This window comes from Streptomyces sp. NPDC088730 (genome assembly GCF_044751215.1).
Lineage (GTDB): Bacteria > Actinomycetota > Actinomycetes > Streptomycetales > Streptomycetaceae > Streptomyces.
In genome coordinates this window covers 1244649-1270437 of record NZ_JBIVLK010000001.1, presented here as the reverse complement: position 1 = coordinate 1270437, position 25789 = coordinate 1244649, and the positions used below count along the sequence as shown (strand labels likewise).

Sequence of the window (25789 nt, the reverse complement as noted above, 5' to 3'; positions counted from 1 at the left end):
CCGGACGGGCGCGGGGCCGCGGGGCGGGTGGTCAGCTGTCGCCTTCCCGCTCGGCCAGGAAGCGCTCGAATTCGAGGCCGATCTCGTCGGCGGACGGCAGGTCCACCGGCTCCGCGACCAGATTGCCCCGGGTCTCGGCACCCGCCACCGCGTCGTACTGGTGCTCAAGGCCCTCGACCAGCGAGACGAGCTCCTCGTCGCCCTGCCCGATCTGGCGGTCGATCTCCGTCTGGGTGCGGTGCGCCTCTGTGCGCAGTGCGTGGGCGATGGTGGGCAGGACCAGTCCGGTCGCGGCCGTGATCGACTCCAGCGCGGTGAGCGCGGCGTCGGGGTAGGCGGAGCGGGCGACGTAGTGCGGCACATGGGTGGCGACACCCAGCACGTCGTGTCCGGCCTCCATCAGCCGGTACTCGACGAGGGCCTCCGCGGAACCGGGCACCTGTGCCTCGTCGAACGGGCTGCGGTGGCCGGGCATGAGGTCGGTGCGGTTGCCGTGCGGGGTGATGCCGACGGGGCGGGTGTGCGGGACGCCCATCGGGATGCCGTGGAAGTTGACCGCGAGGCGGACACCGAGCCGTTCGACGATCTGCTCGACGGCGGCGGCGAACTTCTCCCACTCCACGTCGGGCTCCGGTCCGGACAGCAGCAGGAACGGCGCCCCGGTGGTGTCCTGGACCACCCGCACGTCCAGCGTCGGGGTCTCGTACGACGTCCAGCGGTCGCGCCGGAAGGTCAGCAGGGGACGCCGTGCGCGGTAGTCGACGAGGCGGTCGTGGTCGAAGCGGGCCACCACCTGGTGCGGCAGCGATTCGAGCAGACCGTCGACGATCTGCTCACCGGTCTCACCCGCGTCGATGTACCCCTCCAGGTGGTAGAGCATGACCAGGCCGGCCGACTCCTGGGCCAGTGCCATGTCGACGACGGCCAGGCCCTTCGGGTCCCATTCGTACAAACTCTGCGGATCAGCCACGGTTACCGCTCCTCCTTGTGTTCCTGAAGAAGAACGCCCCGAGGGGCACGGGCATTCCCTCCCGTGCCCCTTCACATGGTGTTTACCCAAGTACCCGCGCGTGCAGTGCGGTGACCGCCTTCCGTGCCGAGGTGAACGCGCCGTGCTGCCAGGCGTCCGCGTAGCTCAGGTAGTCGCCGGCGAAGTAGACCCGCCCGGCTGCCCGGTTGAGCGGTGCGAAGACGGGGGCGTCGGGGCCGCCCGCCAGTGAGTGCCAGGACGCCTCCAGGTGCGGGGTCTGCCGCCAGTGGTGGGAGAACGACGTGGCGAGTTCGGTGCGGTACTTGTCGCCGTGGATCTTCACGCCCTGGGCCACGGCCCGCGCCTCCCGCTGCGCGGGGGTGAGGGCGGCGTACGCGTCGGCGTCGGCGCCGGTGTTGTAGTACCCGATGATCGTGCCGCGCCTGCCCTGGTGGCCGTAGGACGGGTACCAGATGTGGGCGAGGTCCATGTCCGTCTCGGTGATGCCGCCGTAGATCCGGTGGTCGTTCTCCCACCAGCGGCTGCGGTACTCAAGACCGATCTTCCCGGCCGAGGAGGGCTTGCAGGCCTCCAGCGCGCGCTGGACGGCCGGGCCCAGGTTGTGAGCGGTCCCGGCCAGGATGTTGGGCGGCAGCGCGGCGACGCAGTAGTCCGCCTCGATGGTGCGGGTGCGCCCCGCCCGGGTGTAGGTGACGGTGACGCCGTGCGGGGTGTCGGTGATCCTCGTGACGGCCGCGCCGGTGAGGATTCTTCGCTCCCCTATCGCCCGGGTGAGCGCGGCGGGTATCCGGTCCATGCCGCCGACCGGCTGGAACATCAGCATCGCCTGGTCGTACTCGAACTCGAAGGCGAAGTAGCGCCCGACGCCGCTGGCGAAGACCTCGGAGGCGGAGGGCACGGAGCCCAGCTCCTCGCCGGGCGTCCCGGCGGCCGCGGGGTCGACGCGGTAGCCGCGCCGGGGGCTCCCGGTGTAGTCGAGCGTGTCCCCGATGTCGCCGAAGTCCTTCAGGAACTCCATGAGCCGTTCCTGGTCGTCGGCGGTGATCTGCCGGTCGAGCGCCCCCTTGTCGGTGGCCTTGGAGAGGAGTTCGGCGACATAGCCGTACACGTCGGCCTTGGCGGTGCGGTAGCGCACCGGGGCCTTCATGCCTGCCTTCTCGTTGTAGATATAGGCATTGGCGTTCACGTTGGTGAACATCTCGATGGGTACGCCGAGTTCGCGACAGTAGTCGAGGGTGACCATCCACTGCGGGATCCGGCCGGGCCCGCAGTTCATGTACTGGCCGTCGCTGAACCGGGCCGTCTGCCGGACACCGTGGATGTCGGTGGTGGAATCGCCGCCGCGCACGGTGAAGTTGCGGCCGCCCGTGCGGGCGCGGGCCTCCAGGACCGTCACGTCGTAGCCCGCCTTGCCCAGCTCGTAGGCGGTGGCGAGACCGGCGATACCGCCGCCCACGACGACCACCTTGGCCGCGGCCCTGCCGGTCAGCGAGAAGTCCCCCTCACTGGGGGCCCGGAAGGCGGGTTCGCGGCCTGCGGCCTCGGCGGTCGGGGCGAGGCCGAGGGCGCCCATGGTGGCGAACATGGCGCCCGCCCCGCCGGTGATGCCGACGTTGCGCAGAAAGGCGCGGCGGCTGTCGCCGGGCGTCACCGGGGAGTGGTGCGAAGTCTGGGTCATGGAGCGGCTCCTGTCCGGATCCTGGGGTTGCCGGGATCCTGGCAAGGGCGTGTTACGTGCCGTCAGTTACTCGTGTATCCCGCACGTTTCTCTCTGTTCACCCCGCTCGCGCCCCACAGTGCTCACGGCCCCCACAGCCCCTCGCCGCAATGGTCCAGACCTTGACACGGCATCACCCCGTCCCTACCGTCACTGGGCAGCACGTTCAGAAACTCGCCCCACATTCACGTACGAGAACCCTGAACCTCCGACGGGAAGGCACCCCCATGCGCACCCGCACACTGCTCCCCGCCCTGCTCTCCACCGTCCTCGCCACCGGCGGCCTGGTCCTCGCCTCGGCCGCCACCGCCGGAGCGGCGACGGTCATCCAGGTGAGCACCGCGGCCCAGCTCAAGTCGGCCCTCACAGCGGCCCGCCCCGGCGACACGATCCAGCTCGCGAACGGCACGTACACCGGCAACTTCAAGGCGACCGCCCCCGGCACCGCCGCCGCGCGGATCACCCTGACCGGCTCGGCCGGGGCGGTCCTCACGGCCGGCGGCGGCTACGGGCTGCACCTCAACGGCGCCTCGTACTGGACCGTGAAGGGCATCACCGTCTCCGGCGGCCAGAAGGGCATCATGGCCGACAGCGCCGACGGCGTCGTCATCGACTCGGTCACCGTGCACGACCTCGACATGGAGGGCGTCCACTTCCGCAAGTCCAGCAGCGACGGCGTCATCAAGAACTCGCGGATCTACGACACCGGGCACGACGGCCGCGGCATGGGCGAAGGCGTCTACGTGGGCACGGCGGGCGACCTCTCCGACAACAGCGACCGGGTCCAGATCCTCGACAACACGATCGGCCCGGACGTCGGCGGCGAGAACATCGACATCAAGGAGGGCACCACGGGCGCCCGGATCACCGGCAACACCTTCGACGGAAGCGGGCTGACCGGCGCCAACTACGACGACTCCTGGGTCGACGTGAAGGGCAACGGCGTACTGGTCCAGGGCAACCGGGGCTCCCGTACGACCAACAACGGCTACGAGACGCACACCCAGCAGAGCGGCTGGGGCTGCGGGACCGTCTTCCGGGACAACACCTCGAACCTGTCCGGTTCGACGGGCGACAAGCGGATCGCGTTCAACGTCACCAACTACAGCGCGAGTTGCCCGACGAAGGTCTACGCGAGCAACACCGTGACGGGCGGCAACGGCCTGACCAACATCGCCGTCACCCCGTAGAGACCCGTAAGAACCCGCAGGAACGACGGTGAGGCCCGCCCCCCGAAGGGGACGGGCCTCACCGTCATCTACTGCGACCGATGACCGGCCGGAGGGTCAGAGCGTCAGCTCTGGCCGCCCGCCAGCTTCTCGCGCAGGGCAGCCAGGGCCTCGTCCGACGCCAGGGCGCCGGAGTTGTCCGCGGACTCCGAGGAGTACGAACCGCCACCGCCGCCACCGCTGCCGCCGGAGGCAGCCGGAGCCGCGCCGGCCGGGGCGGCAGCGCCCTCGGCAGCAGCGGCCTCGTCGGCCTCGCGGGACTTGATGACCTGGGCCTGGTGCTGCTCGAAGCGCGTCTGCGCCTCGGCGTACTGGGTCTCCCAGACCTCGCGCTGAGCCTCGAAGCCCTCGAGCCAGTCGTTGGTCTCGGGGTCGAAGCCCTCGGGGTAGATGTAGTTGCCCTGGTCGTCGTACGACGCGGCCATGCCGTACAGCGTCGGGTCGAACTCGACCGAGGCCGGGTCGCCGCCGAAGGACTCGTTGGCCTGCTTCAGCGAGAGGCTGATCCGACGACGCTCAAGGTCGATGTCGATGACCTTGACGAAGATCTCGTCGTTGACCTGGACGACCTGCTCCGGGATCTCCACGTGGCGCTCGGCCAGCTCGGAGATGTGGACCAGGCCCTCGATGCCCTCGTCGACGCGCACGAACGCACCGAACGGAACGAGCTTGGTGACCTTACCGGGAACAACCTGCCCGATCTGGTGCGTCCGGGCGAACTGCTGCCACGGGTCTTCCTGCGTCGCCTTGAGCGACAGGGAGACACGCTCGCGGTCCATGTCCACGTCGAGAACCTCGACGGTGACCTCCTGGCCGACCTCGACAACCTCGGAGGGGTGGTCGATGTGCTTCCAGGACAGCTCGGAGACGTGCACGAGACCGTCGACGCCACCGAGGTCCACGAAGGCACCGAAGTTGACGATCGAGGAGACGACGCCGGAGCGGACCTGACCCTTCTGCAGGGTCGTGAGGAACGTCTGGCGAACCTCGGACTGGGTCTGCTCAAGCCAGGCACGGCGGGACAGGACCACGTTGTTGCGGTTCTTGTCCAGCTCGATGATCTTGGCTTCGAGCTCCTTGCCCACGTACGGCTGGAGGTCGCGGACGCGGCGCATCTCGACCAGCGACGCCGGCAGGAAGCCCCGGAGGCCGATGTCGAGGATGAGACCACCCTTGACGACCTCGATGACGGTACCGGTGACGATGCCGTCTTCTTCCTTGATCTTCTCGATGGTGCCCCAGGCACGCTCGTACTGAGCGCGCTTCTTCGAGAGGATCAGGCGGCCTTCCTTGTCCTCCTTCTGGAGAACCAGGGCCTCGATCTCGTCGCCGACCTTGACGACCTCGTTGGGGTCGACGTCGTGCTTGATCGAGAGCTCGCGGCTCGGGATGACACCTTCGGTCTTGTAACCGATGTCGAGGAGAACCTCGTCGCGGTCAACCTTGACGATGACACCATCAACGATGTCGCCGTCGTTGAAGTACTTGATCGTCTCGTCGATGGCCGCGAGGAACGCGTCCGCGTCGCCGATGTCGTTGACCGCAACCTGCGGAGTGGTGGCGGTGGTCTCGGTGCTGCTCGTCATGTGGGAAAGGGCTCCGGTACGGACAGTGAGTCGAAGTTACTGCTACGCCGTGAGCCCGTATCGCCTCTGCAGAAGCCGGACAGCCTGGGAGGCGCCGAATCCCGCGAGCGGGGAGGCGCCTCGTGAACCGAGGGGACATACAACAGATGCGAGCGCGGCCTGCTAGGTCTGAGGCGCGCAGGCTCGCAGCGCAACTTGTAGCATACGGGGGCAGCAGGGCAGGGTCAATGCGCGAAGGCGCACACCAGGGGCGCAACGCCCCATACCCGGCACAACTCGTGTTCGCCGAGGCCGCATCGGCCCCGATGACGTCCCGGACACACGGGTTGCCCACCCACGAATCCCCCCTGGTACGCACCGCGTACGACGGGGTGAAGGCAAACTACAGCGACGGGCACGATGAGCCAAGAGATCCACCCTGCCGAACCCTCCGAGCCCTCCCGGCCCCCGGAGCCCCCCGAGCCCTCCGAGCCGGAGGTGACACGCCGCAGCGCCGACGTGGCAGAGAGCAGCCGGGCCAGCCGCGGCTGGTGGGACCGCAACGCCGACGAGTACCAGAACGAGCACGGGACCTTCCTCGGCGACGACAGATTCGTCTGGGGCCCGGAGGGCCTCGACGAGACGGAGGCCGGGCTGCTGGGTCCCCTGGACGACCTGGCGGGCCTGGACATCCTGGAGATCGGGGCGGGCGCGGCACAGTGCTCCCGCTGGCTGGCCGCCCAGGGTGCCCGCCCGGTCGCGCTCGACCTCTCGCACCGCCAGCTCCAGCACGGGCTGCGGATCGGCGGCGTCCCGCTGGTCCAGGCCGACGCCGGGGTACTGCCCTTCCGCGACGGCAGCTTCGACCTGGCCTGCTCCGCCTACGGCGCGGTGCCGTTCGTCGCCGACCCGGTCCAGGTGTTCCGCGAGGTGCACCGGGTGCTGCGCCCCGGCGGCCGCTGGGTCTTCTCCGTCACGCACCCGGTCCGCTGGGCCTTCCCGGACGAGCCGGGGCCGGAGGGGCTGTCCGTCGCCGCCTCGTACTTCGACCGCACCCCCTACGTCGAGCAGGACGAGAACGGCGACGCGGTGTACGTGGAGCACCACCGCACGCTCGGCGACCGGGTGCGGGACGTGGTCGCGGGCGGATTCCGCCTGGTCGACCTGGTGGAACCGGAGTGGCCGGAGTGGAACAGCCAGGAGTGGGGCGGCTGGTCACCGCTGCGCGGCAGCCTGATCCCCGGGACCGCCATCTTCGTCTGCGAGCGCGACTGAGACACCGGCCGGTGCGGGGCACGGCGGCCGACCGTACGAGACTGGGGCCGTGATCCGCACCGACGCCCTGGACCAGCTGCCCGTCCGCACCGCCGTGCCCGCGCTGCGGCAGGCCCTCGACGAGCGGGGTGCCGCCGTGCTGTGCGCACCCCCGGGCACCGGCAAGACCACCCTCGTCCCGCTGGTCCTGGCCGGGCTGACCGGCGACGGGCCACCGCGCCGGGTCGTGGTCGCCGAGCCCCGGCGGATCGCGGCCCGCGCGGCGGCCCGGCGGATGGCCTGGCTGCTCGGTGAGCGGGCCGGCGAACGGGTCGGCTTCACCGTGCGCGGGGAGCGGGTGGTGGGTCCCGGGACCGTGGTGGAGGTGGTCACCACCGGGGTGCTGCTCCAGCGGCTCCAGCGCGACCAGGAGCTCGCCGGGATCGATGTGGTGATCATCGACGAGTGCCATGAACGCCATCTGGACGCGGACACGGTGGCCGCCTTCCTCCTCGACGTACGGGCGGCGATCCGGCCCGATCTGCGCCTGGTCGCCGCGTCCGCGACGACCGACGCGCAGGGCTGGGCCCGGCTGCTCGGGGATGCCCCGGTGGTCGAGGCACAGGGCGTCTCGTACCCGGTGGAGGTGGTGTGGGCGCCGCCGGTCAGGCCGGTGCGGCCGCCGCACGAGATGCGGGTCGATCCCGCGCTGCTGACCCATGTCGCCGCCGTGGTGCGGCGGGCGCTGGCCGAGCGGGACGGCGACGTGCTGTGCTTCCTGCCCGGGGTCGGCGAGATCGGCCGGGTGGCGGGACAGCTGTCCGGGCTCGCGGCGGAGGTGCTCCAGGTGCACGGACGGGCCCCGGCGGCGGTGCAGGACGCGGTGCTGGCCGGTTCGTCCGAGGGCCGCCGGGTGGTGCTGGCGACCTCGGTGGCGGAGTCCTCGCTGACCGTGCCGGGGGTGCGGACCGTCGTCGACTCGGGGCTGGCCAGGGAACCGCGCACCGATCACGCCCGGGGCCTGAGCGCGCTGACGACGGTACGCGCCTCGCAGGCGGCGGGCCGTCAGCGGGCGGGCCGGGCCGGCCGCGAGGCGCCCGGGACGGTCTACCGCTGCTGGGAGCAGGCGGAGGACGGGCGGCTCGCCCGGTTCCCCTCCCCCGAGATCAAGGTGGCCGACCTCGCGGCGTTCGCGCTCCAGGCGGCCTGCTGGGGCGATCCGGAGGCGACCGGGCTCGCGCTGCTCGACGCGCCCCCGGCCGGTGCGATGGGCGCGGCCCACGAGGTGCTGACGGCGGTCGGCGCGATCGGCCCGGACGGGCGGGTGACCGAACGCGGCGTACAGATGTCCCGGCTGGGGCTTCACCCGCGGCTGGCCAGGGCGCTGCTGGACGGGGCGGCCTCGGTCGGCGGACGCCGGGCCGCGGAGGTGGTGGCACTGCTGAGCGAGGAACCGCCGAGAGAGTACGGGGACGACCTGGCGGCCGCGCTGCGCACCGCGCGCCAGGGCAAGGACGGCTATGCGGCCCGCTGGCGCCAGGAGGTGCGGCGGCTGTCCTCGCCGTCCAAGGGCTCCGGCGGCGGTTCCGGTCCGGACGACGCGGCGGTGGGCCTGGTGGCGGCCCTGGCCTTCCCGGAGCGGGTGGCGCGGGCCCGGGGCGAGGGGGCTTTCCTGATGGCGTCCGGCACCGGCGCGGAGCTGCGGGACGGTTCACGGCTGCGCAGTGCGGGGTGGCTGGCGGTCGCGGTCGCGGACCGTCCGGCGCACGCCGCGTCCGCCCGGGTCCGGCTCGCCGCCGTCATCGACGAGGACACGGCACGCCTGGCGGCCGGACACCTGCGGTTCGCGGGCGAGGAGGTCCGCTGGGACGGCCACGACGTGGTGGCCCGCCGGGTGGAGCGCCTCGGCGCCGTCGAACTCTCCGCGCGCCCCCTGAAGCAGCCCGACCCCGCCCTCGTCCGCGCGGCCCTCGTGGAGGGGCTGCGGCGGGAGGGGCTCGGCCTGCTGCGCTGGACCCGGGACGCCGGACAGCTCCGGGAGCGGCTGGCCTTCCTCCACCGGGAGCTGGGCGAGCCCTGGCCGGACGTGTCGGACGAGGCGCTGCTGAGCCGTACCGGGGAGTGGCTGGAGCCCGAGCTGTCGCGGGCCCGGCGCCGCTCGGCGCTGGCCGGGATCGACGCCGGACAGGCGCTGCGCCGGCTCCTGCCGTGGGCGACCGGTGAGGGGGCCCGGCTGGACGAGCTGGCCCCGGAGCGGATCGAGGTGCCGAGCGGTTCGCGGATCAGGGTGGAGTACGGCGGGGCGCAGCCGGTGCTCGCGGTGAAGGTCCAGGAGCTGTTCGGGCTCCAGGAGACCCCGAGGGTGGCCGGGGTGCCGGTGCTGGTGCACCTGCTCTCCCCGGCCGGCCGGCCCGCCGCGGTGACGGCGGACCTGGCGTCGTTCTGGCGGGAGGGCTACCAGGCGGTGCGCGCGGAGCTGCGTGGCCGCTATCCGAAACACCCGTGGCCAGAGGACCCGGCGACGATGGAGGCGACCCGGTTCACGAAGGCCCGGCTCAAGCGGGAGTAGGTTCCGGGTCCGGGACGGGTTCGGGCGCGGTGTGCGGTCTCGGTGTGCCGGGCCGCCGCGAGCGGGCCTCCAGCCAGAGCGACAGGGCCAGGAGCGCGGCGCCGAGGAAGAGGAAGCCCCAGGGCAGGTACGAGGTCAGCAGCAGGACCAGCACCCGCTGGGACTTGACCTGGTCGACGATCGAGGCGATGTAGTCCTCGCGCATCTTCACGTCCCCGGCGAACACGGTGACGGTGTCCTCGGGCATGCCCATCGCCTTCGCGTTCCGCATCTCCTCCTTGTGGACCTCCTCGCCGTTGACCGGGGCTCCGGTGACGGGATCGACCCAGAACATCCGCTTGGTGGTGTACCAGCGGGTCATCCCGGTCTTGGCGATCTGCGCCGGGGTGATCCCCTTGATGGGCATGGTCTTCGGCATCGGGACCTTGGTCCACGGGATGGTCTGCTCGAAGTAGTAGACCTTCAGACCCCGGAAGGTCTGGGTGCCCTTGTAGTGGATGGGCGAGCTGGTGCGGGTCTGGGCGTCGAAGTACTCGTAGTCCCGCTTCTCGGTGAGGAAGGGCCACTTGTACTCGATGCCCTCGCGGCTGACCCGGTCGCCGTCGACCATCTCGCCGGTGGCGTGGACCGGGGCCTGGCTGTGCGCGTCGAAGATGTAGCGCTCGGGGATCTTGGAGACCATCTTGCCGTCGGGGCCCTGGATGTAGGAGAGCGCGTTCCAGACGACGACGTCGCGGCCGGCGCTGCGCTCGATCTTCTCCGACGCCTCCACATCGCCCTTGAGGGTCTGCACGATGGTGACCTTGTCGACCTTCTTGGCCGTGAGGGTGCTGTAGTCGAGCAGGGTCGCGGGCTTCGCCTCCAGCACCGTCTCCTGGTACTGGTTCGGCGGGATCTTCGCCAGCCGGGGGAAGGCGTACCAGCGCAGCAGCGGCGACATGGCTGCGAAGAAGACGGCGAAGGCCAGGAGTACGAGGCTGGCTCGGCGGCGCATGGGGTGTCCTCCCTCTGCATTCCGTGGTGCGTTCCGTGGTGCGGACGGGCTCTGCGCGGTGCGGGCGGCTAGTTCTTGGGGCCCGGGACGGTGGTCAGCAGGGGTTTGGGCGAGGTCTCGCCGGGCGGTGCGCCCACCGCGCTGATGGTGAGCACGAGAGCGAGGGCGGCGGCCAGTCCGATGGCGGCGGCGACTAGGGCACGCATGCTCGGCCTCCCGGGGCGCGGAACTGATGGGGCGTCAGGGCTGGGGCACCGTAGCAACCGGGGCGCGAGATGAGAACACCTGGTGTGCTCCGCGCCCCTGTCCGCCGTCGCGGCGCCCGCCGCCGGGCGGTCCCGGCCGGGGCCGCACAGCGGACAGCCCCTCCGCCGGATTCCGGCGGAGGGGCTGTCGTGGTCGTGGAACGTCCGGGTCAGGCGCCCGCTTCGGTACCGGCTTCGGTTCCGGTCTCCGTCCCGGCTTCTGTCGCCGCTTCGACCGTCAGCTCGATGTCGACGGTGGCGCCGCCCTCGGTGGTGAGGCGCAGCTTGTACGTGCCCGCGGTGTCACCGGCGTGGATCTTCGAGAGGACGAGCTTCCCGTCGGCGTCGGTGCTCAGGCCCGTCAGGGTGCGGACCTGCTTGCCGCCCTTCTCCTCGAAGTACGGGCCCTTGTCGTTCTCGACGGGCTTCTCGTCGTCGGTGATCATGGTGGCGGTGACGGCGACGCCGTGGGCGGCCGCCTTCTTGTACATCGCCTTGAACGCGATGTCGTCGAAGGTGGCGCCGGCCTCTGCGGTCAGCTTCTCGGTGCCGGTCCTGGCGATCGTGTCGGCCTGCCGGGCGGTGACCTTCGCGGAGTAGCTCACGGCGGGCAGCGAGGTGCCGGTGGCCGTCGCGCGCACGGCGAACTCGCCCGTCTTCTGGCCCGCCTTCAGCACCGGCGCGGTGACCGTGCCGTCGGCGCCGGTGGTGAGGATGACGGTGCGCTTCCCGCCGGTGAACGCGGCGTCCGTGTCACCGGTGACGGCGAAGGTCACGGACACCTTGGCGAGCGGGCCGCCGAGGCCGTTGCGCGCCCGCACCTTGATCCGCTCGGTGAAGGCGTCGCCCGCCATGGCGGTCAGCGGGCCGGTCCCCGCGTTCTTCACCCCGGCGAGGGTCTGGGCCGGGGTGGGGTCCGGCGTCGGCGGCGGGGACGACGGCTTGCCGGGCGGATCGGACGGGGTGGGGCCCGGCTTCGAAGGAGGCTTCGGGGTCGCCGAGCCGTGCGGCGAGGGCGACGGCGTGGGTGACGGCGTGGTGCCGGGGCCCGAGGACGGGCTCCGGTCCCGGCCGCTGCCGAGGCCGGGGGGCAGCACACCGCTGCCGTCGGGTACCTCGTGGGTGCCGCGCTTGTAGTACTCGAACCAGGAGCGGACGGTGCGCAGGTACTCGTCCGAGTGGTTGTAACTCAGGACCGCCTGGTCCAGGTTGGTCGCGAGCGACAGGTCGCGGGAGCCGGCGCAGAGGTAGCGTCCGGCGGCCAGGGCCGCGTCGTAGATGTTGTTGGGGTCCTTGCGGCCGTCGCCGTTGCCGTCCTGGCCCCAGGTCTCCCAGGTGGACGGGATGAACTGCATCGGGCCGACCGCGCGGTCGTGCGTCGAGTCCCCGTCGTAGGCGCCGTTGTCGGTGTCCTTGATCAGGGCGAAGCCCTGACCGTTGAGGGCCGGGCCGAGGATCGGGGAGAGCGTGGTGCCCTGCGCGTCGACCCGGCCGCCGCGGGCCTGGCCCGACTCGACCTTGCCGATCGCGGCGAGGAGCTGCCACGGCAGCCGGCAGGCGGCGTCCGTGCCCGCGACGGTCTGCTGGGTCTTCTTGTACGCCGCCAGGATCGACGCCGGTATGCCGGACTCCGCACTGCCCGTCACCGGCAGATCGACGGAAGTGCCGGGCTTGTCCGGCGTGTTCAGCGGCGGCAGGTCCGTGAAGTAGGGCGAGTTGCCGGAGGCCGCGCTGTCGTCGGACGGCGTCGCGCCGGCGGCAGGCTGGTCGTCCTCGGACGCGACCAGGGGCGAACCGGGGCCCTGCGAGGCGGAAAGCGCGGCGACGGCGGCGGCGGCCACAGCAGTGGTGGTCGCCCCTCTGCGCAGTCGGCGACCGAATTGCACTGCCATAACGTGTGGGCCCTCCCCGTCGTCGGCGTCCGCGCTCCCCTGCGCCTGGACTCAGGCGACCCTACGGCAACTTGTGCCGTCCGAACACAGCGGCCTTACCGCTTCTCACCGGTTTCTCACGTTCCGGATCACCAGGTGTACAGGGGGCGGCGCCCCGGTGACGGCGGGCCGCCCATACTTCCACCATGCCGTTCACCCTCAGCCATGCCGCCGCCGTCCTGCCGGGACTCCGCCGCGACGGAACGGGGCGCGGGCCACTCGTCGCCTCCGCCCTCGTCGCCGGCTCGTTCGCCCCCGACATCACGTACTACGCGGACACCGCCGTTCCCGGCGCCATGGAGTTCGGACAGGTCACCCACGCGGTGTGGGGGGTGTTCACGGTGGATGTCCTGATCACCGCGGCGACCGTCGCACTGTGGCTGCTGCTGCGCGAACCGCTGGTGGCGCTGGCGCCGAGGAGGCGTCAGAGGCGGGTGTACGCACTGGTACGGGGAGCCCGGCGGGGCCCCGGCCAGGGGCCGTGGGGGGTCCGGGACGGTGCGTGGTTCGTGGTCTCGGCGGTCATCGGCGCCGGTACGCATGTGGTCTGGGACGCGTTCACCCACCACGACCGGTGGGGGGTGCGGCTGGTGCCGGTGCTCGGCCGGGACGCGGGCGGACACCCGGTGTTCCAACTGGTGCAGTACGGCACTTCGGCGGTGGCGCTGACCGTGCTCACCTGGTTCACGGTCACCGCGCTGCGGCTGGGCGGCGGACAGTCCGCCCCCGTGTCCGTACCGGTGCTGGGCCGGCGGGCGCGGTGGTGCGCGGCCGGCTTCATCGGCCTGTGCGTGGTGCTGGGCACCGTTCACCGGTGCGCGCGCTGGTACGCGTACTTCGGGCACATCGACACCCCGCTCGACATCATCCCGACCGCGTGCTTCGGCGCCGGCGCCGGGCTCGCGGTGGGGCTGGTGCTCTACGGGGTGTGGATGCGGCTCCCGGGGCGCGGCGGCCCCGGCGCCCCGACGCTGCCCAGCACCGGGCGGGCCCGCAGAACGAGCCCGCCCGACAGCTGAGGGCGTTGCCCGCCTGGCTCCCGGAACCTCCTGGGACCGCCCGGAGCCCCCGAGCGCAGGGCCTCCGCGGCCCGGGAGCGTCCGCGGCCCGGGGCCCTCGCCACCCGGGAACCGCTCGCCACCACGGAACCCCTCGCCGCCCCTGAGCTCCTCGCGGCCCCTGAGCTCCTCGCGGCCCCGGCTGTCAGTGCGCCGCGGACTCCCAGTCCGAGCCGACACCCACCGACACGTCGAGCGGCGCCCGCAGCCGCACCGCGGTCGACATCTCGTGGCGCAGGATGCCCTCCACCTGTTCCCGCTCACCCGCGGCGATCTCCAGCACGATTTCGTCATGCACCTGGAGGAGCATCCGGGAGGTCAGCTCCGCCTCGGTGAGCGCCCGGTCGACCTGGAGCATCGCGACCTTGACGATGTCCGCCGCCGTGCCCTGGATCGGCGCGTTGAGCGCCATCCGCTCGGCCGTCTCCCTGCGCTGGCGGTTGTCGCTGTTCAGGTCCGGCAGGTAGCGGCGGCGGCCGAAGACCGTCTCCGTGTAACCGGTGGCGCGGGCCTCCTCCACCACCCGGCGCAGATAGTCGCGGACCCCGCCGAACCGCTCGAAGTAGGTGTCCATCAGGCCCCGGGCCTCGCCCGCCTCGATGTTCAGCTGCTGGGAGAGGCCGAACGCGGACAGACCATAGGCCAGCCCGTAGCTCATGGCCTTGATCTTGCGCCGCATCTCCGGGTCGACCGCGCTCTTCTCGACGCCGAAGACCTGCGAGGCGACCGTGGTGTGCAGGTCCTCACCAGAGGTGAACGCCTCGATCAGGCCCGCGTCCTCGGAGAGGTGCGCCATCACCCGCAGTTCGATCTGGCTGTAGTCCGCCGTCATCAGCGTCTCGAAGCCCTCGCCGACGACGAAACCGCGGCGGATCGCCCGGCCCTCGTCCGTACGGACGGGGATGTTCTGCAGATTCGGGTCGGTCGAGGACAGCCGGCCGGTCGCCGCCACCGTCTGGTTGAACGTGGTGTGGATCCGGCCGTCCGCCCCGATCGCCTTGACCAGGCCCTCGACCGTCACCCGGAGCTTCGCCTGCTCGCGGTGGCGCAGCATGATGACAGGCAGCTCGTGCTCCGTCTGCGCCGCCAGCCACGCCAGCGCGTCGGCATCCGTGGTGAAACCGGTCTTCGTCTTCTTCGTCTTCGGCAGGCCCAGCTCACCGAACAGCACTTCCTGGAGCTGCTTGGGCGAACCGAGGTTGAACTCCCGGCCCACCGCCGCGTGCGCCTCCTTCACCGCCTGCTGCACGGCGCCCGCGAACTGCTGCTCCATGCCCTCCAGATGGGTCCGGTCGGCCGCGATGCCGTGCCGTTCGAGCCGGGCCAGCAGGATGGACGTCGGCAGCTCCATGTCGTGGAGCAGCTCGGCGGCGCCCACCTCCTGGAGCCGGGTGGTGAACGCGTCCCCGAGATCCAGCACCGCACGGGCCTGCGCCATCAGCGCGTCGGCCTCCGCCCGGTCGTCCGCGCCGAAGGCCAGCTGACCGTCGGAGGCGGCCGCCGGGGCCAGCTCGCGCCCCAGGTACTCCACCGCGAGGGCGTCCAGCGCGAAGGAGCGCCGGCCGGGCTTGACCAGGTAGGCGGCGAGCGCGGTGTCCATCGAGACGCCCTCGATCCGCCAGCCGTGCTCCGGGAAGACCCGCATGGCGCTCTTCGCGTTGTGCATGACCTTGGGCCGGCCCGCGTCCGCGATCCAGGCCGCGAACGCCTGCTCGTCGGCCTCGTCCAGCTGCGTGGGGTCGAACCAGGCCGCTGCCCCGCCCGCCGCGGCGAGCGCGATCTCGGTGACCGTGCCGCTGCCGAGCGCCCAGGTGTCGACCGTCGCGACGCCGAGCGGCTGCCCGCCGTGCTCGGCCAGCCACGGGGCGACCTCGCCCGCACCCAGCACCGCGCCGTCCAGCTCGATGCCCGCGGCGGGCGCCGGCGCCTCGTCCTCCGTCTTGCCCGGGTCCACCGCGAGCAGCCGCTCGCGCAGGCTCGGGTTGCGGATCTCCAGCACGTCGAGCACCCCGGTGACGGCGGTGCGGTCATAAGGGGCGCGCTCCAGGTCGCCGGGGGTCTTCGGCAGCGCGACGTCCCGGACCATCTCGGTCAGCCGCCGGTTCAGCCGCACCGCGTCCAGATGGTCGCGGAAATTCTGCCCGGCCTTGCCCTTGACCTCCTCGGCCCGCTCCACCAGCTCGTCGAACGAACCGAACTGGTTGATCCACTTCGCCGCCGTCTTCTCACCGACCCCGGGGATGCCCGGAAGGTTGTCCGACGGGTCACCGCGCAGCGCCGCGAAATCCGGGTACTGCCGCGGAGTGAGCCCGTACTTCTCCTCGACCTTCGCCGGGGTGAAGCGGGTCAGCTCAGAGACGCCCTTCGTCGGATAGAGCACCGTGACGTTGTCCGTGATCAGCTGGAACGAATCCCGGTCACCGGTGACGATCAGCACTTCGAAACCGGCCGCCTCCGCCTGGGTGGCCAGCGTGGCGATCACATCGTCCGCCTCGAAGCCGTCGACCGCGAAACGGTCGGCGTGCATCGCGTCGAGCAGCTCCCCGATCAGCTCGACCTGCCCCTTGAACTCGTCCGGCGTCTTCGACCGGTTCGCCTTGTACTCGGGGAACTCCTGCGCACGCCACGTCTTGCGGGACACGTCGAACGCCACCGCGAAATGCGTCGGCGCCTCGTCACGCAGCGTGTTCGCCAGCATCGACGCGAAGCCGTACACCGCGTTCGTCGGCTGCCCCGCCCCCGTCGTGAAATTCTCCGCAGGCAGCGCAAAGAACGCCCGGTACGCCAGGGAGTGCCCGTCCATCAGGAGCAGGCGCGGTCGGTTGTCTGCCGTCTTCTTCGATGCCGTCTCAGCCACACCCCGATCCTGCCACGTACCACTGACAATCCGGACCGGCGACCGCCCCGGGCCGCCGGAGGGCCGCTCGCCGGGCCGCCGCACCGCGCCGCGTGCCAGGATCGGTGGAGAAGGAAACACGCACAGCGGACCCCACCCGGTCCGCAGCCGGCTCAAAGGGGAAAGACGATGGCCACCAAGCCGCCCGCAGGTGATCCCGTCCAGGACGCGCCGCAGGTCGAACCGGCCAAACACGCCGCCGCCGGGCTGCCCGCCGTCGCCCACAGCCTGCGCATCGCCCAGCAGCAGATGGGGGCCCGCCGCACCGCGCAGACCCTCCTCAAGGTCAACCAGAAGGACGGCTTCGACTGCCCCGGCTGCGCCTGGCCGGAGGGCGACAAACGGCACACCGCCGAATTCTGCGAGAACGGCGCCAAGGCCGTCGCCGAGGAGGCCACACTGCGCCGCGTCACCCCGGACTTCTTCGCCGCCCACCCCGTCTCCGAGCTCGCCACCCGCAGCGGCTACTGGCTCGGCCAGCAGGGACGCATCACCCAGCCCGTCTACCTGCCCGAAGGGGCCGACCACTACCAGGCCGTGACCTGGGAGCGCGCCTTCGCCATCATCGCCGAGGAACTCACCGCCCTCGACTCCCCCGACGAGGCCCTCTTCTACACCTCCGGACGCACCAGCAACGAGGCCGCGTTCCTGCTCCAGCTGTTCGCCCGCGAATTCGGCACCAACAACCTGCCCGACTGCTCCAACATGTGCCACGAGTCGTCCGGCTCCGCGCTCACGGAGACCATCGGCGTCGGCAAGGGCTCCGTCTCCCTGGAGGACCTGCACCACGCCGACCTGATCATCGTCGCCGGACAGAACCCCGGCACCAACCACCCCCGGATGCTCTCCGCCCTGGAGAAGGCCAAATCCGCCGGCGCGAAGATCATCTCGGTGAACCCGCTGCCCGAAGCCGGCCTCGAACGGTTCAAGAACCCCCAGACCCCCCTCGGCATGGTCAGGGGCGCCGCCCTCAACGACCTCTTCCTCCAGATCCGCATCGGCGGCGACCAGGCCCTCTTCCGGCTGCTCAACAAACTGATCCTGCGGACGGAGGGCGCCGTCGACGAGACCTTCGTCGCGGAACACACCCACGGCTACGAGGCGTTCGCCGAAGCCGCCGCCGAAGCCGACTGGGACGAGACCCTCGCCGCCACCGGCCTCGACCGCGCCGCCATCGAAGAGGCCCTCGCGATGGTCCTCGCCTCCAAACGCACCATCGTGTGCTGGGCCATGGGCCTCACCCAGCACAAACACTCCGTGCCGACCATCCGCGAAGTCGTCAACTTCCTTCTCCTGCGCGGCAACATCGGCCGCACCGGCGCCGGCGTCTGCCCCGTGCGCGGCCACTCCAACGTCCAGGGCGACCGCACCATGGGCATCTTCGAACGCCCCGCCCCCGCCTTCCTCGACGCCCTCGACAAGGAATTCGGCATCACCTCACCCCGCCACCACGGCTACGACGTGGTCCGCTCCATCCAGGCCCTGCGCGACGGCAGGGCCAAGGTCTTCTTCGCCATGGGCGGCAACTTCGTCGCCGCCACCCCCGACACCGACGTCACCGAAGCCGCCATGCGCACCGCCCGCCTCACCGTGCACGTCTCCACCAAGGTCAACCGCTCCCACGCCGTCACCGGCACCCGCGCCCTGATCCTGCCCACCCTGGGCCGCACCGACAAGGACGTCCAGGCCGGCGGCAAGCAGTTCGTCACCGTCGAGGACTCCATGAGCATGGTGCACGCCTCCCGCGGCAACCTCACCCCCGCAAGCCCCCACCTGCTCTCCGAACCCGCCATCGTCGCCCGCCTCGCCCGCGCCGTCCTGGGACCCGCCTCCACCACCCCCTGGGAGGAGTTCGAGAAGGACTACGCCACGATCCGCGACCGCATCTCCCGCGTCGTCCCCGGCTTCGAGAACTTCAACGCACGCGTCGCCCACCCCGGCGGATTCACCCTCCCGCACGGCCCCCGCGACTCCCGCCGCTTCCCCACCGCCACCGGCAGGGCCAACTTCACCGCCGCCCCCGTCGAGTTCCCCGAACTCCCCGATGGACGGCTGCTGTTGCAGACCCTGCGCTCCCACGACCAGTACAACACCACCATCTACGGCCTCGACGACCGCTACCGGGGCATCAAGTGCGGCCGACGCGTCGTCCTCGTGAACCCCGACGACGCCGACTCCCTCGGCCTCACCGACGGCGCCTACGCCGACCTCGTCAGCGAGTGGAAGGACGGAACCGAACGGCGCGCCCCCGGCTTCCGCGTCGTCCACTACCCCACCGCCCGGGGCTGCGCCGCCGCCTACTACCCCGAGACCAACGTCCTGGTCCCCCTCGGCTCCACCGCCGACACCAGCAACACCCCCGCCAGCAAATCCGTCGTGATCCGCTTCGAGAACGTCAGCCTGCACCCCGCGACCGGCCGCACCGCACAGGCGCACTAAGCGTCCGCTCAGCCGTCTGATAAGAACAACGGACACCACACGCAGCAGCGCACCACCGCAGAGAGACGGAGCCGGACCCATGGGCGAGCACACCGCACCCAAGTTCCCCCAGGAGATCATCGACGAGTACGCCGCCCTCGGCGTCGACCTCCCCGCCCTGTTCTCCGCCGGACACCTCGGCGAACGCATGGGCGTCCGGATCATCGAGGCCGCCGCGGACCGCGTCGTCGGCACCATGCCCGTCGAGGGCAACACCCAGCCCTACGGACTCCTGCACGGCGGCGCCTCCGCCGTCCTCGCCGAGACCCTCGGCTCCGTCGGCGCCATGCTCCACGGCGGCGCCACCAAGCTCGCCGTCGGCGTCGACCTGAACTGCACCCACCACCGAGGGGCACGCAGCGGCCTCGTCACCGGCGTCGCCACCCCCGTACACCGCGGCCGCACCACCGCCACGTACGAGATCGTCATCACCGACGAGCACGACAAGCGCGTCTGCACCGCCCGCCTCACCTGCCTCCTGCGCGACGTACCGAAGGACGCACCCACGGGCGAAACCGCCTGACCGCCCCACACCCCGCACCCCACTGCCCGGCCGGTTCGCAAACCGGCCGGGCATCTGCATATCCACCCACAACCACCGTCCCGCGCAACGGAATTGACCGCGCCGGCCCACCAACACCCTTGACCGCACACCCTGTTCTGTGGCCCACTCAGCAGCCACGCCCGCCCGCGCCCCGCCACCCCGCGTCGACCACACCACCCCCCGACGTAACACTGCGTAACATCCGCGCAATGTTCACCCGCCCCCGACGCAACCCGAAGAACCCGGCCCCACAGGCACCGGGCACTTTCGCGCGCACCGACGCGCCCTCCCGCACCCCCACCACGCGACAGCAGCAAGATCGGTTCAAGCCCCTTAGCAGAGCTGCGCGTTCTCAGAATGCGGTCACTTCACGGTCCGGTAAAAAGCCGTACATGTCAGCACAGCCACCTCAAGCCTTCCTCAAAGGCATAACAAGACAGTCACATCATTCGGCTGACCCATCCCCGACCCCCGCCCCTGCCCTTAGAGTCACCGCCAGTCACCGCGCCGCCGGGCGCGACTACGGCACGGCCCTGTACCAACCAGTACGGCCCGGCGAACGACACGGCACCTCAAGCAGAGGAGGCCGCGCCAGGGAAAGGACTTTTCGTGCGACACCGTTCTTTGCTCATCCTCACCACAGTGCTCACCACAGGAGCACTGACACTCACCGCCTGCGGGTCGCGCGACGACGACAAGAAGAGCAGCGACAGCGGCGGCACCCAGACCGTCGTCATCGGCGTCGACGCACCCATCACCGGTGACCTCTCCGCGCTCGGCCTCGGCATCAAGAACTCCGCCGACCTCGCCGCCAAAACGGCGAACAAGGCCAAGACCGTCCCCGGCATCAACTTCGTCGTCAAGCCCCTCGACGACCAGGCCCAGCCCTCCGTCGGCCAGCAGAACGCCCAGAAGTTCATCGACGACGACACCGTCCTCGGCGTCGTCGGCCCCCTGAACTCCGGCGTCTCCCAGTCGATGCAGAAGCCGCTCAACGACGCCAGCCTCACCCAGGTCTCCCCCGCCAACACGGGCACCGAACTGACCCAGGGCGAGAACTGGAAGACCGGCGACAAGAAGCGCCCCTTCAAGACCTTCTTCCGCACCGCCACCACGGACCAGATCCAGGGCGCCTTCGCGGCGAAGTACCTCTACAACAACGCGAAGATCAAGCAGGTCTACCTCATCGACGACCAGAAGCCCTACGGCGCCGGTCTCGCAGCCTCCTTCAAGGCGACCTTCACCAAGCTCGGCGGCAAGATCGCCGGCGCGGACCACGTCAACCCCGACGACCGCGACTTCAACGCCGTCGTCACCAAGGTCAAGAAGTCCGGCGCCAAGGCCGTCTACTACGGCGGCGAATACCCCGCCGGCGCACCCCTGAGCCAGCAGCTCAAGGACAGCGTCAAGATCCCCCTCATGGGCGGCGACGGCATGTACAGCGCCGACTTCATCAAGCTCAACAAGAAGGCCCAGGGCGACATCGCCACCTCCGTCGGCAAGCCCGTCGAGGAGCTCGACTCCGCCAAGGACTTCATCGCGAACTACAAGACCGCCGGATACAAGGACGCCTACGAGGCCTACGGCGGCGGCACCTACGACGCCACCTGGTCCATCATCGAGGCCGTCAAGATCGCCGTCGCCGACAACGACGGCAAGCTCCCCGACGACGCCCGCGAAAAGGTCCTCGCCGCCATGAGCAAGGTCAAGTTCGACGGCGTCACCGGCCCCGTCTCGTTCGACGAGTTCGGCGACACCACCAACACCATGATGACCGCCTACCAGGTCGACGGCGGGAAGTGGGTCTCCAAGCTCAGCGAGGTCTACAAGCCGTAACCAGCTCCCCGGTCACCACTGACTGACACCAGACCGCGCGGGAGCGCCAAGAGCGCTCCCGCGCGGTGCCATATCCGAACCACTCCACGGAGGCCCTGCGGTGCACGAACTGCCGCAACAGCTGGCCAATGGACTCATCCTCGGCGCGATGTACGGTCTCATCGCGATCGGATACACGATGGTCTACGGAATCATCCAGCTCATCAACTTCGCCCACGGCGAGATCTTCATGATCGGAGGCTTCGGAGCCCTCACCGTCTACCTCTGGATGCCGGCCGGCGCCAACCTCCTCGCAATCATCCCCCTCATGATCATCGGCGGCGTCATCTGCTCCGTCGCCATCAGCGCAGCCGCCGAACGCTTCGCCTACCGGCCCCTGCGCAACGCACCACGACTGGCCCCCCTCATCACGGCCATCGGCCTCTCCCTCGCCCTCCAGCAAGCCATCTGGAAGTGGTACCCGGACGCCAAGAAGGACCGCTCCTTCCCCCAGTTCAAGGGCGACGCCCTCGACATCTTCGGCGCCCACATCCAGCGCGGCGACCTCTTCGTCCTCATCAGCGCACCCGTCTGCATGATCGCCCTCGGCCTCTTCGTCTCCAAGACCCGCTCCGGCCGCGGCATGCAGGCCACCAGCCAGGACCCCGACACCGCCAAACTCATGGGCATCAACACCGACCGCATCATCGTCATGGCCTTCGCCATCGGTGCCGCGTTCGCAGCCGTCGCCGCCGTCGCCTACGGGCTCAAAAACGGCCAGATCGGCTTCAAAATGGGCTTCATCATGGGCCTCAAAGCCTTCACCGCAGCCGTACTCGGCGGAATCGGCAACATCTACGGCGCCATGCTCGGCGGCGTCGTACTCGGCATCGCCGAATCACTCGCCACCGGCTACATGAGCGACGTTCCCGGCATGGAACTCTTCGGCGGCGGCGCCTGGAAGGACGTATGGGCCTTCGTCCTCCTCATCATCGTCCTGCTGCTCCGCCCCCAGGGCCTGCTCGGCGAACGCGTCGCGGATCGGGCGTGATACGGATGACCACCCACACCACCACGCCCCCCGCCTCCGCCCTGATCCCGATGCCCGCCTCCGCGGCCCGCATCGCCACCACGGCAGGCGCCGCCGTCACCCTCGCAGGCACCTTCCTCGCCTGGACCTGGACCGACCAGTTCCCCGGCGACCTCACCGTCACCGGCTACCCCGGCGGCCTCCAGGTCCTCACCCTCATCGGCGCCGCACTCACCCTGCTCCTCACCCTCTCCGGGTACGGCATCCGCGGCCTCGACTGGCTCACCCCCGGCGGCACCAACAGCCCCGTACGCCTCCTGGCACTCGGGACCTTCGGCACCACCGCCTACACCATCGGCGCCATCACCTACGACCTCGGCGGGGTCGTCAACCTCGAACCCGGCGCCTGGGTCAGCGGCATCGGCTCACTCATCGCCGTCATCGCCGCCCACGGACTCCCCGCCGACCAGCCGCTCCCCGACACCGGAAACCCGGACTCGGCGTGGCAGCGCTTCCGCAACGGCCTCGCCGCACCGTCCGCCCGCCGCGCCAAACCCCTGCCCGCCTGGGCCGAAATCCTCATCATCGCCATCACCTTCGGCATCGGCCTCTACGTCTTCGCCTACGGCGTCGACACCGACTACACCGAACTCTTCATCGGCTTCCTCATCACCGCCGCCTTCGCCTTCACCGCACTGAACCGCGCCGGACTCATCTCCCGCATCACCGCGCTGACCTCGAAGCACCGCAACATCACCCTCACCGCCGCCCTCGTCGCGGCCGTCTGCTTCCCCTTCACGCAGCAGAAAGAGGAATACGCGCTCATCGGCGCCAACATCCTCATCTTCGCGACCGTGGCACTCGGCCTGAACGTCGTCGTCGGCCTCGCCGGCCTCCTCGACCTCGGCTACGTCGCCTTCCTCGGCGTCGGCGCCTACGCCGCCGCCCTGGTCTCCGGCTCCACCATGTCGGCCATCGGCGTCGAATTCCCCTTCTGGGCCGCCGTCCTCACCGGCGCGGGAGCCTCACTGATCTTCGGCGTCCTCATCGGCGCCCCCACCCTGCGACTACGCGGCGACTACCTCGCCATCGTCACGCTCGGCTTCGGTGAGATCTTCCGCCTCACCGTGAACAACCTCAACGGCAACAGCGGCCCCGACCTCACCAACGGCTCCCAGGGCATCCCGAGCATCCCCGACCTCAACCTCTTCGGGATCGACTTCGGACTCAAGCACGACATCGGCGGCTTCACCCTCGGCAGGTCCGCCAACTACTACCTGCTCATGCTCGTCTTCACCGCCGTCGTCGTCCTCGTCTTCCGCCGCTCCGGAGAATCCCGCATCGGCCGCGCCTGGGTCGCCATCCGCGAGGACGAGACCGCCGCCACCGCCATGGGCATCAACGCCTTCCGGCTCAAGCTGCTCGCCTTCGCCCTCGGCGCCACCCTCGCCGGACTCGCCGGAACCGTGCAGTCGCACGTCAACTACACGGTGACACCCGAGCAGTACCAGTTCGCCGGCTCCGTACCCCCGAACTCCGCGTTCCTCCTCGCCGCCGTCATCCTCGGCGGCATGGGAACCCTCAGCGGACCCCTCGTCGGCGCCGCACTGCTCTACCTCATCCCGGCCAAGCTCCAGTTCATGCAGGACTACCAGCTCTTCCTCTTCGGCATCGCACTCATCCTCCTGATGCGCCTGCGCCCCGAAGGACTGGTCGCCGACCGCAGGAAGCAGCTCGAATTCCACGAGACCGACCAGCTCGACGTACCGGAACCGCGGAAGTCCGACGACGTCGACGCCGGCATCGCCAAGGCGGGGGCGTGACCACCATGACCACCACCACGAAAACCGGCACCCCCGTGCTCGACGCCAGCGGCGTCACCATGCGGTTCGGCGGCCTCACCGCCGTCCACAACGTCGACCTCACCGTCAACGCGGGCGAGATCGTCGGCCTCATCGGCCCCAACGGCGCCGGAAAAACCACCTTCTTCAACTGCCTCACCGGCCTCTACGTCCCCACCGAGGGCAAGGTCCGCTACCAGGGCACCGTCCTGCCGCCCAAGCCCCACCTCGTCACCCAGGCAGGCATCGCCCGCACCTTCCAGAACATCCGGCTCTTCGCCAACATGACCGTCCTGGAGAACGTCCTCGTCGGACGCCACACCAGGACCAAGGAAGGCCTCTGGTCCGCCCTCCTGCGCCTCCCCGGCTTCACCAAGGCCGAGAACGCCAGCCGGGAACGGGCAATGGAGCTGCTGGAGTTCATCGGCCTCCAGGAGAAAGCCGACCACCTCGCGCGCAACCTCCCCTACGGAGACCAGCGCAAGCTGGAGATCGCCCGCGCGCTCGCCAGCGACCCCGGTCTCCTCCTCCTGGACGAGCCCACCGCCGGCATGAACCCGCAGGAGACCCGGGTCACGGAAGAGCTCATCTTCGCCATCCGCGACCAGGGCATCGCCGTACTCGTCATCGAGCACGACATGCGCTTCATCTTCAACCTCTGCGACCGCGTCACCGTGCTCGTCCAGGGCGAGAAGCTCGTCGAAGGCACCTCCGACGTCGTCCAGAGCGACGAACGCGTCGTCGCCGCCTACCTCGGCACCCCCTTCGAAGGCGCCCCCGGCGCCGAGGAGATCGCCGAGGTCGAAGCCGCCGAGGCCACCAAAACAACGGTGACCACCACCGAGAACACCACCAGCACCGAGGAGGAGGACACCCGATGACCGCACTGCTAGAGGTCGAGGACCTCCGCGTCGCCTACGGCAAGATCGAAGCCGTCAAGGGCATCTCCTTCAGCGTCGAGGCCGGCCAGGTCGTCACCCTGATCGGCACCAACGGTGCGGGCAAGACCACCACCCTGCGCACCCTCTCCGGACTGCTCAAGCCGCTCGACGGCCGCGTACTGTTCGAGGGCAGGCCGCTGACCGGCATCCCCGCCCACAAGATCGTCGCCCTGGGCCTCGCCCACTCCCCCGAGGGCCGCCACATCTTCCCCCGGCTGACGATCACCGAGAACCTCCAGCTCGGCGCCTACCTCCGCAACGACAAGGCAGGCATCGAGAAGGACATCCAGCGCGCCTACGACCTCTTCCCCATCCTCGGGGAACGCCGAAAGCAGGCCGCCGGCACCCTCTCGGGCGGCGAACAGCAGATGCTCGCCATGGGCAGGGCCCTCATGTGCCAGCCCAAACTCCTGATGCTCGACGAACCCTCCATGGGCCTCTCCCCGATCATGATGCAGAAGATCATGGAGACCATCGTCGAACTCAAGTCCCAGGGCACCACGATCCTGCTCGTCGAGCAGAACGCCCAGGCCGCGCTCTCCCTGGCCGACCAGGGCCACGTCATGGAGGTCGGCAAGATCGTCCTCTCCGGCACCGGCTCCGACCTCCTCCACGACGAGTCGGTCCGCAAGGCCTACCTCGGCGAGGACTGAGCCCGTCCGCGCATGGAGAAGGCCCGCGCCCCGGATGC

18 protein-coding genes are annotated in these 25789 nt (G+C 70.4%); 11 read left to right on the top strand and 7 right to left on the bottom strand.

Annotation, left to right across the window (positions count from 1 at the left end; translation table 11 throughout):
• Positions 1–31: 31 nt before the first annotated feature.
• Positions 32–970, bottom strand: coding sequence for a PAC2 family protein (locus ACIP89_RS05655; protein ID WP_401923131.1), 939 nt, complete (start codon positions 968–970; stop codon positions 32–34).
• Positions 971–1052: 82 nt separating this feature from the next.
• Positions 1053–2576: a flavin monoamine oxidase family protein gene (locus ACIP89_RS05650; RefSeq protein WP_401923725.1), complete on the bottom strand. Its 1524-nt coding sequence runs from the start codon at positions 2574–2576 to the stop codon at positions 1053–1055.
• A gap of 359 nt (positions 2577–2935) precedes the next feature.
• On the opposite strand from ACIP89_RS05650, the gene ACIP89_RS05645 reads away from it, so the two are divergent.
• Complete coding sequence (locus ACIP89_RS05645; RefSeq protein ID WP_402113173.1) at positions 2936–3898, top strand: right-handed parallel beta-helix repeat-containing protein; 963 nt, start codon at positions 2936–2938, stop codon at positions 3896–3898.
• 104 nt (positions 3899–4002) lie between these two features.
• Here the strand turns inward: ACIP89_RS05645 and rpsA are convergent, their stop codons facing one another.
• A complete protein-coding gene (gene rpsA / locus ACIP89_RS05640; protein WP_024493912.1) occupies positions 4003–5523 on the bottom strand; it encodes a 30S ribosomal protein S1 in 1521 nt (506 codons plus the stop codon).
• A 399-nt stretch (positions 5524–5922) separates the two neighbouring features.
• Here rpsA and ACIP89_RS05635 point away from each other — a divergent pair, with 399 nt between their 5' ends.
• The gene (locus ACIP89_RS05635) at positions 5923–6777 is read left to right on the top strand and encodes a class I SAM-dependent methyltransferase (protein WP_402113170.1); all 855 of its coding nucleotides are present in this window, start codon (positions 5923–5925) and stop codon (positions 6775–6777) included.
• Between the two features lie 49 nt (positions 6778–6826).
• Entirely contained in the window at positions 6827–9325 is a 2499-nt protein-coding gene (gene hrpB, locus ACIP89_RS05630; RefSeq protein ID WP_402113168.1) for an ATP-dependent helicase HrpB, read from the top strand.
• Here the strand turns inward: hrpB and ACIP89_RS05625 are convergent.
• The 3 genes from ACIP89_RS05625 to ACIP89_RS05615 form a co-directional block, all read right to left on the bottom strand.
• Entirely contained in the window at positions 9312–10319 is a 1008-nt protein-coding gene (locus tag ACIP89_RS05625) for a DUF3068 domain-containing protein (protein WP_401923121.1), read from the bottom strand. The two genes, hrpB and ACIP89_RS05625, sit on opposite strands and share 14 nt — an antisense overlap.
• A gap of 68 nt (positions 10320–10387) precedes the next feature.
• Entirely contained in the window at positions 10388–10525 is a 138-nt protein-coding gene (locus ACIP89_RS05620) for an SPW_0924 family protein (RefSeq protein ID WP_123469382.1), read from the bottom strand.
• Positions 10526–10734: 209 nt separating this feature from the next.
• Positions 10735–12456 (bottom strand): lytic transglycosylase domain-containing protein, encoded by a 1722-nt coding sequence (locus ACIP89_RS05615; RefSeq protein WP_402113166.1) that lies wholly within the window; start codon positions 12454–12456, stop codon positions 10735–10737.
• A 185-nt stretch (positions 12457–12641) separates the two neighbouring features.
• Here ACIP89_RS05615 and ACIP89_RS05610 point away from each other — a divergent pair, with 185 nt between their 5' ends.
• Positions 12642–13514 carry a DUF4184 family protein gene (locus tag ACIP89_RS05610; protein ID WP_402113163.1) on the top strand — a complete coding sequence of 291 codons (873 nt, stop codon included), beginning with the start codon at positions 12642–12644 and terminating at the stop codon, positions 13512–13514.
• A gap of 184 nt (positions 13515–13698) precedes the next feature.
• Here ACIP89_RS05610 and polA read toward each other — a convergent pair whose 3' ends face one another.
• Positions 13699–16410, bottom strand: a complete 2712-nt coding sequence (gene polA, locus ACIP89_RS05605) for a DNA polymerase I (RefSeq protein WP_402113160.1) — start codon at positions 16408–16410, stop codon at positions 13699–13701.
• A gap of 168 nt (positions 16411–16578) precedes the next feature.
• Between polA and ACIP89_RS05600 the strand changes: the two genes are divergently transcribed.
• From ACIP89_RS05600 to ACIP89_RS05570, 7 genes are all read left to right on the top strand, one after another.
• A complete protein-coding gene (locus ACIP89_RS05600; protein ID WP_402113157.1) occupies positions 16579–18888 on the top strand; it encodes an FdhF/YdeP family oxidoreductase in 2310 nt (769 codons plus the stop codon).
• A 79-nt stretch (positions 18889–18967) separates the two neighbouring features.
• Positions 18968–19450, top strand: a complete 483-nt coding sequence (locus tag ACIP89_RS05595; RefSeq protein ID WP_402113154.1) for a PaaI family thioesterase — start codon at positions 18968–18970, stop codon at positions 19448–19450.
• Between the two features lie 645 nt (positions 19451–20095).
• Positions 20096–21307 carry a branched-chain amino acid ABC transporter substrate-binding protein gene (locus ACIP89_RS05590; RefSeq protein WP_311307905.1) on the top strand — a complete coding sequence of 404 codons (1212 nt, stop codon included), beginning with the start codon at positions 20096–20098 and terminating at the stop codon, positions 21305–21307.
• 100 nt (positions 21308–21407) lie between these two features.
• A complete protein-coding gene (locus ACIP89_RS05585) occupies positions 21408–22337 on the top strand; it encodes a branched-chain amino acid ABC transporter permease (RefSeq protein ID WP_401923103.1) in 930 nt (309 codons plus the stop codon).
• A gap of 5 nt (positions 22338–22342) precedes the next feature.
• Positions 22343–24139, top strand: a complete 1797-nt coding sequence (locus ACIP89_RS05580; protein WP_402113151.1) for a branched-chain amino acid ABC transporter permease — start codon at positions 22343–22345, stop codon at positions 24137–24139.
• 5 nt (positions 24140–24144) lie between these two features.
• The gene (locus tag ACIP89_RS05575; RefSeq protein ID WP_402113494.1) at positions 24145–25038 is read left to right on the top strand and encodes an ABC transporter ATP-binding protein; all 894 of its coding nucleotides are present in this window, start codon (positions 24145–24147) and stop codon (positions 25036–25038) included.
• The gene (locus ACIP89_RS05570; RefSeq protein ID WP_402113148.1) at positions 25035–25751 is read left to right on the top strand and encodes an ABC transporter ATP-binding protein; all 717 of its coding nucleotides are present in this window, start codon (positions 25035–25037) and stop codon (positions 25749–25751) included. Before ACIP89_RS05575 ends, ACIP89_RS05570 begins: the two co-directional genes overlap by 4 nt.
• Positions 25752–25789: the final 38 nt, after the last annotated feature.